This window comes from Desulfomicrobium apsheronum (assembly GCF_900114115.1).
GTDB classification, from domain to species: domain Bacteria; phylum Desulfobacterota; class Desulfovibrionia; order Desulfovibrionales; family Desulfomicrobiaceae; genus Desulfomicrobium; species Desulfomicrobium apsheronum.
Genome location: NZ_FORX01000005.1, coordinates 90,063 through 99,066, shown reverse-complemented (window position 1 = coordinate 99,066; position 9,004 = coordinate 90,063). Strand labels below are relative to the sequence as shown.

12 protein-coding genes are annotated in these 9,004 nt (G+C 60.1%); 3 read left to right on the top strand and 9 right to left on the bottom strand.

What is annotated here, in order from left to right:
* Position 1: 1 nt before the first annotated feature.
* Genes BMZ40_RS07160 through BMZ40_RS07145 form a run of 4 tightly spaced genes read right to left on the bottom strand, consistent with a single transcriptional unit; the run spans position 2 to position 2,867 of the window.
* Positions 2-1,003, bottom strand: coding sequence for a tetratricopeptide repeat protein (locus BMZ40_RS07160; RefSeq protein ID WP_092373532.1), 1,002 nt, complete (start codon positions 1,001-1,003; stop codon positions 2-4).
* A gap of 40 nt (positions 1,004-1,043) precedes the next feature.
* A complete protein-coding gene (locus tag BMZ40_RS07155) occupies positions 1,044-1,754 on the bottom strand; it encodes a hypothetical protein (RefSeq protein ID WP_143075565.1) in 711 nt (236 codons plus the stop codon).
* A complete protein-coding gene (locus BMZ40_RS07150) occupies positions 1,738-2,319 on the bottom strand; it encodes an early set domain-containing protein (protein ID WP_092373528.1) in 582 nt (193 codons plus the stop codon). The genes BMZ40_RS07155 and BMZ40_RS07150 overlap by 17 nt, the downstream gene beginning before the upstream one ends.
* The gene (locus BMZ40_RS07145; protein ID WP_092373526.1) at positions 2,316-2,867 is read right to left on the bottom strand and encodes an RNA polymerase sigma factor; all 552 of its coding nucleotides are present in this window, start codon (positions 2,865-2,867) and stop codon (positions 2,316-2,318) included. Before BMZ40_RS07145 ends, BMZ40_RS07150 begins: the two co-directional genes overlap by 4 nt.
* A 218-nt stretch (positions 2,868-3,085) precedes the next feature.
* On the opposite strand from BMZ40_RS07145, the gene BMZ40_RS07140 reads away from it, so the two are divergent.
* Positions 3,086-3,856 carry a sulfite exporter TauE/SafE family protein gene (locus BMZ40_RS07140; protein ID WP_092373524.1) on the top strand — a complete coding sequence of 257 codons (771 nt, stop codon included), beginning with the start codon at positions 3,086-3,088 and terminating at the stop codon, positions 3,854-3,856.
* A gap of 49 nt (positions 3,857-3,905) precedes the next feature.
* On the top strand, positions 3,906-4,064 hold the full coding sequence (locus tag BMZ40_RS19550; protein WP_177193059.1) for a hypothetical protein: 159 nt from the start codon (positions 3,906-3,908) through the stop codon (positions 4,062-4,064).
* Positions 4,065-4,092: 28 nt separating this feature from the next.
* Here BMZ40_RS19550 and BMZ40_RS20155 read toward each other — a convergent pair whose 3' ends face one another.
* Together BMZ40_RS20155 and BMZ40_RS07130 are read right to left on the bottom strand one after the other, a co-directional pair.
* Positions 4,093-4,281: an SWIM zinc finger family protein gene (locus BMZ40_RS20155; RefSeq protein WP_143075564.1), complete on the bottom strand. Its 189-nt coding sequence runs from the start codon at positions 4,279-4,281 to the stop codon at positions 4,093-4,095.
* A gap of 45 nt (positions 4,282-4,326) precedes the next feature.
* Entirely contained in the window at positions 4,327-5,295 is a 969-nt protein-coding gene (locus BMZ40_RS07130) for a virulence RhuM family protein/type II toxin-antitoxin system death-on-curing family toxin (RefSeq protein ID WP_092373520.1), read from the bottom strand.
* Between the two features lie 175 nt (positions 5,296-5,470).
* On the opposite strand from BMZ40_RS07130, the gene BMZ40_RS19545 reads away from it, so the two are divergent.
* Positions 5,471-5,644: a hypothetical protein gene (locus BMZ40_RS19545; protein ID WP_177193058.1), complete on the top strand. Its 174-nt coding sequence runs from the start codon at positions 5,471-5,473 to the stop codon at positions 5,642-5,644.
* A 145-nt stretch (positions 5,645-5,789) separates the two neighbouring features.
* Here the strand turns inward: BMZ40_RS19545 and BMZ40_RS07125 are convergent, their stop codons facing one another.
* The 3 genes from BMZ40_RS07125 to BMZ40_RS07115 are packed head-to-tail and all read right to left on the bottom strand — an operon-like array spanning position 5,790 to position 8,632.
* Positions 5,790-6,623: a formate dehydrogenase subunit gamma gene (locus BMZ40_RS07125; protein ID WP_092373518.1), complete on the bottom strand. Its 834-nt coding sequence runs from the start codon at positions 6,621-6,623 to the stop codon at positions 5,790-5,792.
* A complete protein-coding gene (locus BMZ40_RS07120; protein ID WP_092373516.1) occupies positions 6,613-7,284 on the bottom strand; it encodes a hypothetical protein in 672 nt (223 codons plus the stop codon). Before BMZ40_RS07120 ends, BMZ40_RS07125 begins: the two co-directional genes overlap by 11 nt.
* A 34-nt stretch (positions 7,285-7,318) precedes the next feature.
* Positions 7,319-8,632, bottom strand: coding sequence for a multiheme c-type cytochrome (locus BMZ40_RS07115; RefSeq protein ID WP_092373514.1), 1,314 nt, complete (start codon positions 8,630-8,632; stop codon positions 7,319-7,321).
* Positions 8,633-9,004: the final 372 nt, after the last annotated feature.

The window sequence follows — 9,004 nt, the reverse complement described above, 5'->3', positions numbered from 1 at the left end:
ATCATTGAACCTTGGTGAAGATGTTGACGGACTGGGTCAGGCTGTGGGTCCTGCCGCTCGTTTTGATGTTTTCGGGCTTGTCGAACCAGCTCGGCGCGAGGCGTTCCGGGGCGACTTTCGGGTATTCGCGGCTAACGAAATTTTTGACGGCCAGGGCGCGCAGCCTGGCCAGGGTCTTGTCGCCCTTGACGTAGGCGACGACGTGGACGCTCAGGTCCGTCTTTTTGGACAGGATTTCACCGATGCTCTTCAGGGATGCTTCGGCGCTTTCGGTCAGTGTCGCGCTACCGGGCAGGAACTCCACGGCCCGCAGGGGGATGGTGCGCGGGCCGATGACGTGGTTGCGCCACGTGAAGTCGCCGGCTTTGTTCAGCATCCGGACTCCCTGCCGCGCAAGGGGGGCGTCCGGGTAGATCTCCAGGTAGCGGTGCACGGACAGCTTCATCTCCCTGTCACGTTTCATGCGCTCCAGGGCCACGGCCCTGTTGAACATGGCCTGGGGCTCTTCCGGGTTCAGGGAGAGCGTCTTGTCGTAGAGCCGGAGGGCTTCGGCGTTTTTGCCCCGGTCGAGCATGTTGTGCGCGAGGTAGAGGTTCGCCGAGAGGTGGTCCGGATCGATGTCCAGGGCTTTTTCATAGGCGGCCCGCTCCCTGTCGGGTTTCATGAGGGCCCAGTAGGTTACGCCTTCCCAAAACCGGTAGTCGGCGTTGGCCCGGGACAGCTTCACGGCTTTCTGGATGAAGGGAAGCGCGGCTTCGGGCTTGTCCGTTCCCAGTTCGAAGCGCGCCATGAAGTAGTTGAGCTCCGGATCTTCGGGAAACTGGGCGACCCTGGGGGCGAAGGCGGCGCGTCCGGCAGCGAAATCGCCTCTGTTCAGGTAATATTGTCCCTGAACCTGATGGTATTCCCTCTGGATTTTCCGGACGGCCGTATCCATGGTCGCGCAGCCGTGGACGAAGGTCGCCAGTAGCACAAGAGCGAGGAGTCGGATGATGTTTTTCATGTCAAACCAATATACGTTTGGGCGACCATGAGGTCACAGATTATTTTGATGCGCCCGGTTCGTGCCGGGTGTCGCGGCCCGTCAGACCCAGCTCCTGCAACAGTTCAGCGGGACTGCCGCCGTCGGCCAGGACCCGGGCAGCGGCGTCGGCCACTGTAGCGTCAGGAATGCCGACCTCGCGGGTGCGCTGCACCACCCGGAAGAGCCGTTCCCAGCCGGGCTTCAGCGATCCGAGGGAAAGCCCCTGGCGCACGATTTTGTCGGACAGGGGGGCGGGGAAGTCGATGGCGTTCAGGGCTGCCCTGGTTCTGGCCGCCGTGGCCAGCATGGGCGGCGGAGGGTTCAAATCGGCCATTGCGGTCAGTTCCAGTCGCGTGAGACCGAGCCTCAGGCTGTCTCCGGTCAGGGCGATGTCGTCTGGGGTCGGTTCGACACCGTTTCGCCTGAGCGTGTCGCGGGCGAAGACGTAATCACCGCGAATGACGTCCAGGGCGTGGATGATGGCCTGTGCGCGGACGTGTTTGGCCAGACCTTCCTCGACCTTGGCAGCGAAGGGAGCCGAAGGCAGCCCTTGTTCCCGGGTCTGATCGATGCGGGCCTGAATGCCTTGCGCCTCCTCGGGCGTCAGCCTGCCGTCTTCCTGGGCCTGGCGAAGGGAGCTTTCAATGCGATACGCCTCGGCTGTGAATGGTGCCAAAAGCCAGATAGCCAGAAGAAAGGACACGAGAAGGGTTCTAGAGAATCGAGTCATGGCCGCTTTTCACCAGCAGAACAGAGTTGCGGCCGCCGAAGCCGTCGTCGACGTTGAGCGCGGCCGTGACATCGGCCACGGGCGTGGTCCCGTCGATGAGAAAGACGTACTCGTGACTGCCGGACGGCAGGGCCGACGAAAGGGTCCACAGGCCCCGGGACGGGTCGCGGGTCATGGTCCACCCGACGGCGTTCCAGTCGTTGAAGCTGCCGATGACGGCCACTTCCCTGGCCGATGGCGCCGCCAGAACGAAGGTCACCGGGACGAGACCTTCCGGTGCCTGACTGCCGACGCCGAAGTCGTGCTTGAGGAGCAGGCCCATGGACAGCAGCAGACAGGCCGCAGCGGCCAGACCGGCCAGGGGTGAAATTCGCAAGGTGCGTGGTCTGGCGAGCCAGTCGAGGACGCGCTCCGACCGGCGCTTCGGAAGGGGCAGGGGAGCCGCGGAGCCGATGCGCTCCATGACGCAGGATGCGAAGTCCGCTCCCGGGTCCATGCCGCCCAGGCCACGCAGGCCGGACGTGAGTCTGTCCTGCGCTGTGTTGTTTTGATGCTCGTTGTTCATGATTTTTCTTCCTCTCCGAAATGTTCCCGCATCATACGCAGCCCCCTGTGCACGCGCATCTTGGCGCCGCTGATCGACAGGCCCAGAGTCTCGGCCACCTCTTCCAGGTGCATGTCCTCGATGTACCGCAGCGCCAGGGCCTCGGCGTATTTGGGCGGCAGGCCACGCAGGACGTTGAGGAGCCTGGCGGCTTCGAGACTGCCCAGCGGGTCGCGGCCCTTATCGGCGTGGGTCGTGTCCAGGTTCTGTCGGCACTGGGGAGCGCGTTTAAGCCGTCGCGCATGGTCCCGAGCCAGGTTCAGGGCCAGAGTGTAGAGCCAGGTGAAGAAACGTCGGCGCGAATCGTAGGCGGCCAGACGTTCGTAGGCCCTGACAAAGGCGTCCTGGGCCATCTCCGCAGCGTCGCACTCATCCTGCGAAAAACGAAGCATTAGGCGAAAGATGGGTCCCTGATACCGCCGGACGAGGACGGCGAAGGCTTCTCGGTCGCCGCTCAAGGTCCGCTCCACGGCCCAGGCGTCGTCTCTGTCGTTGTCCGGTTTATCCATGTATTGTCATATACGCTCGGAAGGGCGGATTTGTCACATTTTCCACGGGGGCCGAAATGATCTTTGTGCCGGCGTCGATGTCTGCTATCCGGAGCACGTCCTTCGTTGACGAAGGTCAAGGTCCCGGTGGTAAAGGACCAGGAATGAATGTAAATAAATGGAACTGTCCCTGCGGGAAGACCGCAGAGACCCTGACGAATTTTTTTTAAGGAAACAGCATGGATTATCTCGTCATCTGTCTGGCCAGCCTGGCCGTGTCCGGCCTGACCCTCTTTTCGGGCTTCGGGCTCGGAACGGTGCTGACGCCGGTCATGGCCATCTTCTTTCCCATCGAGACGGCTGTGGCCGTCACGGCGGTGGTGCATTTCGCCAACAACCTCTTTAAACTCGCCCTGTTCGGTCGCCAGGCCGACTGGGGCGTGAGCCTGCGCTTCGGCCTGCCCGCCCTGATCGCAAGCTTCGCAGGTGCGTGGTTGCTGGTCAGGGTCTCAGACCTTGAGCCGCTTTTCTCCTATTCGCTTGCCGGAGGCGAATTCTTCGTCACTCCGGTCAAGCTTCTGGTCGGCGTGCTCATCGTCTTTTTCGCCACCCAGGAATTGCGCGGCGGAAAAAAGCAGGCCATCGCGCCGGTCTGGCTCCCCTTGGGCGGGATCGTCAGCGGGTTTTTCGGCGGCCTGTCGGGCAATCAGGGGGCCTTCCGCAGCGCCTTTCTGCTCGGCGCGGGCCTTGGCAAGGACGCCTTCATCGCCACGGGCGTGGTCCTGGCCTGCGTGGTCGACGTGACCCGCCTTGGCGTCTACGCGGGCATGTCCGGTTCGCACATGATCACCGACAACGCGGGGCTTGTCATCGCCGCGACCCTATCGGCCTTCCTGGGGGTGCATTACAGCCGCAAGGTGCTGAAGAAAATCACGATCCAGACGGTACGGCTACTGGTCGGTGTGATGCTCCTGCTGCTGGGCGGGGGGCTGGCTGCGGGGGTGATCTAGCCGTCGCGGAAGCTATTCCAGCCTGTTCGAAGGTAGTTCGGGCCTTCGCATGGTGGGAGAAGACAACGAGGAAGCTCAAAGTCCGCAAATACCGGTTTCGCGCTTCCTCGTTTCCCGATCCGCCCGTACGGCGTCCTCAAGCTCGGCCCTGAAGATTCCTGCCGCCCTGGCCTGCTTCTGGCTGGGGCTGTCGGAGGTGGCGGACTAGCGCGTTCATACCAGCCTCACGATCTTGTTCAACGTATCGAGTTCCTGCATGAGACGGCGTTTGACCTTGTGGCCACGGCATGCTTGCAGACGCCGTCCGAACAGGGACAGGTGCAGGTGCACTCGAACTCTCCGGCTTCATCAATGGCAGTTGTTTCTCGAGGGTTTTTATCCGCGATCCATCTTGCTGTTCCTGTTGGCCGGGCTCTGAAGAACATCGTGGGCAATGAAGCGTGCTGGATTTTGACTGAGCATGACGCAATTCATAATGCGTCGTCAGTGCTCAGCATGTTCATGATCAGGCGGATGATGGTTTCCTTCTGGGCCGGGGCGGATTCCGCGACCAGGAGGGCCAGTGCGGCGAGGCCGATGTCGTTCAGCACCGGGGCGCCGTCGGCGCCCAGCAGTCGTCCGTTGCGGCTCAGGAACTCGACGAACAGGAATGCACCACAGCGTTTGTTGCCGTCGGCAAAGGGGTGGTTCTTGATGACGAAGTACAGCAGGTGGGCGGCCTTGGCCTCCACCGAAGGGTAGGCGGGCTCGCCGAATACGGTCTGGTCCAGATTGCCGAGCAGGGCGGCAAAGGCGTCGCCGCGTTCCTGTGCGAAAAGGCTCGTGGCCTCGCCCCGGGCCATGAGATCCGCCTTAAGACCGGCCACCAGGGCGCGGGCCGTGTCCAGCGTTGGCAGCGCTCCGCCGGGGAGTTGGACAGGTTCGGTCAGTAGACCTTCATCATAGCGCTGCAGGAGCAGGAAGGTCTGGGCGTAGCGGGTGATGATCTCGATCAACCCTCGTCCGGCGTCGATCTGCAGATTTGGACTGTGCACGGCTTTACGCACGAGGAGAAGTGCGGCCTCCAATTCCCGGGCGTTGGCTTCGAGGCGCTGTCGGTTCAGGGTGTAACCTTGGGTCAGGTGCTCGCGCAGAGTTCGGGTGGCCCATTGGCGGAAACGGGTGCCCTGCACGGACTTGACTCGGTAGCCAACCGAGATGATGACATCAAGATTGAAGAATTCCACTGGCTTGTCTGAATTTGCAATATGCATTTTTTGCATATTGCTTTCCCGCACCAATTCACCCTCTTTGAAGATGTTACCAATATGCCGTGAAATGACCGACTGGTCGCGACCGAACAATGCGACCATTTGCGCCTGATTCAGCCACACCGTGTCCTGCTCAAGACGGACTTCGACGGCGCCGCTTTCGGTCTGGTAGATGCTGATTTCTGGCATGGTTATTATCCGTCAGTCGCTCGCTTTAGGGGCCAATGCGGTAGGGGACGGCCTTGTATGGTCGAGGGGGGGCGCTGCAGATCTTGTTTCTGATTTTCCGTAAATGCACTCGGACCGTTCGTATTGGTGAAAAATACGCAATAAATCAATTTAGAGCATAACCACCCAGAAGACAATGCAATTTGACCGCTTGCAACGCTTTCGGCGGTCTGCCGGGCAACCATGGGGCTTTCGCAGCGTCTTCCTGCTTGGCGCGGGTCTTGGCAAGGATGCCTTCATCGCCACCACCCTCTCGGCTTTTCTGGGCGTGCACTACAGCCGCAAGGTGCTGACGACGGGGGTGATCTAGGTACGGATTATCTTGTGAGCGCTGAGGTGAGGACTTAAAAAAACCGAAAAATCTTATGGCTGGAAAGCTGCCTTGTCCTGGGCGCAAAAGATGAGAGGTCGGTCTGAAACATCAAACCGGCCCGTACTGTTTCAGCCTGGTCTCATCACCAGGTGATGTTCGTTGCGTGGATCAGTCCGCCCACCAGGAGATAGACCCCAGCGCAGATAGCGGCAAAGCCCACGGTCATGTAGATTGCCCTTCTGTAAAGCGGGGCCTCGTGTACGACCATATCGTCAAGCTTTCCGGATGCATTCAGGCGTTCGTGCCAAGCCGGACGCTCATGCTGCACATCCTGCAAATCGGCGCTGCCTTCGAACATGGTTCTGTCCATGGGGAAGGTGCTGCGCCGCAGGTGCGCGATGAAGAAGTGGATGACGAAAACATGTCCCATGGCCAGCAAGGCTTCGATGCGGTGCACCCAAAATGCCACGTTCAAGCCCCAGCCGGGCATGAATCGGCTCGATGCGAGGGGGTATGCCAGCAAAAGTCCCGTTGCTCCCAGAACGATCATGCCCCAGAACACAGCCCAGTAGTCGAACTTCTCCCAGTATCCCCAACGTTCGAGCGGCGGGTGCTTGGCCACGCCAAGGATCCAGCCGACATGCTGGAAAAACTGTTTGAAGTCCGCCGGTCTTGGCAGCAGTGAATCCGGTCCGGCGAGGGTCGCGGCTGGACCTTTTTTAAGGATGACGGCCACGGCGTACAGGATGTGCAGGGCGAAGGCGCAGACCATGAGGATGCCGACATGGATATGCACGGTCAGGGCCGCCTGGAATCCCCCGAACAGGCTGGCCAGGCTCTGCCCCCAGGCCGTCTCGTTGTACATCCTGGCCAGGCCGGTTGCGGCCTGGAGGAGAAAGGTCACCATGAGCACCAGATGGAACAGCCGCTGCGCCACGGTGAACCGCTTGATTCGTTTTCCGGCGTCATTGTTCATTTGGGGACCTCGTTTTTTTCAGAAAGAGTTCACGCACTCCCCAGAGCAGCGTGTGGGGCAGGAAGAGCGCAAACGTGCCGACGGCCAAGGCGATCATGATCCAGAACGCGTAATAGAGGACCGGCATCGAGGCGAGGGTGGCGTTGTTGGCTGGCGTCGGTTCATGCACGGCATAGAGGGCGAAGGAGTATCCAGCGCCTTCATGGCATTTTGCGCAGACATGGGTGTGCTGTCTGATGGAGTTGAGCCTGGAGAAGAAATGGCTGCTGCTCGCGATGGGCTCTCCTCCGTGACATTGCCGGCAGGTTATGCCGTGTCTGACAAAGTGACGGTTGTTGCGCGCCTCCTGCGTGTGGCAGTCCACGCAGCGGCGCTGCTCGTAAAAGGCTAGGCCCTGGTGCGCATCGTTCAGGAAAAGTCGGCTGAGTGCACGGTTCTCCTCGGATTCCACCCGACTGATGGTCCGTCCCTGGCCTGTGATTGATTCGACCCGGTTCTGGGCGCTCCTGGGCTTGACCTCGTACTCCTCGTAGATTCCGGTGCTCATTTCCGTGCTGCGGTAATGATAATACCTGGAGGCGCGTTCCTCCTGCCCGAGGAGCGGATCGGGCAGGAGGGTGACCAGCAGGAGGAGTAGAAGCGGTACGGTTGTTTTCAACATGGTGTCCCCCACGGGGTTGTAATGCCTCTGGGGCCTACTGCGGATTCGTAGTGGGCTCCGCTGCCGTTCGCTGCTTGATGGTATCCTGCGAGACGGCCGGGATCATCATTCCCTGGGGCTTGGGCAGTTGGGTCAGGATTTCGTACTTGCGCTGCATCTCCTCCACACTCTCGTTCTTGTGGTAATGGCAGATCTGGCAGGAGTTGGGCAGATCGGGGTTGTCGATGGTGTCCATGGGCGCGCGTGCGTTGAAGGTATGACTCCGGATGTCATTGGGCTCTGCCGTGCTGGCGATGCGCGGCATATGGCAGCCCAGACAGTTGGCGAAGGAATGGATGGAGTGCGCGCGGTTGGCGTTGACCATGGAGTGGCAGCTCAGACACTGGCTCGACCCGGCTTCCTTGGTCTGGAAGCGGGTGGGAGCGATACCGATGCGGTGCACGGAGTGGCATGAGGTGCAGGTCACGCCCTGTACGGCGTGTTTGGATTGCATCCAGTCGATGTACTGCTGATGGTGTGAGCGGGATGCGAAGTCCGGATACAGCCTCCGCATGTCGGCCTTCTCGTAGGAGTTCTGGTAGATCGGCTCCAGTGTCATGCCTGGTTCGTAGCCCACGGGCCAGCCAGCATCCTTGAAGTCGGGGTCTTTCGAGTTGCCACGCGTATGGCAGGATCCACAGATCTGCACTGCGACCCCGGCGGTCATCTTGGCCGGGTGCACGATGGTGTCGCGTTTCTCGAAGAGCGCCGTCCGCGGCAGGGCTGCGTGCCTGGAACCTGCTCCGTGACAGGCCTCGCATCCGATGGATTCCTCCGTGAACGTGTAGGCCTTCAGGTCGACGCCGGTGGCGTGGCATCCGCCGCAACGGACCAGCCAGTCGCGCTTGTCCCAGGCGTCGTCGTAATAATTGACCCACCGCTTGGATGCGACATTGTACTGCACCGGAGCGACTACAAACATGTCACCCTTCTTCAGCACGTAGCGCTGCTTCCACTGCGTTCCGATGACGTAGAGAACTTCGCTTTTTTCCGGGATGTAAACCTCTTCAAGAGGAACCTTGAGCTTGGCTTTGATTTTTTCCAGGTCGGTCCGGATCGTTTCCTTGTTCCACTCGACCACGAAGGCGTTGGGGTTCTTGCTTACGTCGATGAGCATCCTGCTGTGCAGGGTCATTTTCCACGAGTCGTAGTGTTCGAGGTGACAGCCCCGGCAGGTCTCGGACCCGACAAAGGTCTTGGGTTGGGACATGACGGCCTTGACATCCACCGGCTTTTCGCTCCCGCAGCCTAGCGTGAAGACTGCGACCACAAACGCCAGCACGATCAAAAAGATTTTTTTCCGCTCCATACCGCACTCCTCAAGATGTTGAACGTGAGAGGGTTTTCGGGCTTGGCGAACAGCACGGAATGTGTCGGAAGGGGAGTGTAGGTCTCAAGCGCATGCGTGTGACCATGTTGCTGCCAATATGAAAATGCGTTGGTTCATTAAAAGAAGGGTGAAATTATAAAGTATATAAAAATCAATACATTGAAGATATACGGCGGAGATATTGTGAGATACATAGCACAGCTTGCCGTACAAGAGTCAAGCGCGAATTGCTGTCAAGGCGAAATTTACCGGATCAGTGAAGTCCGGAAAATCGGGTAGTCGTGGCAGATCGGGTACTTGTCGTGGTGTCGCGTTGCCGCAATGTTTTGCTTGGCATAGACGGCGGGAAGC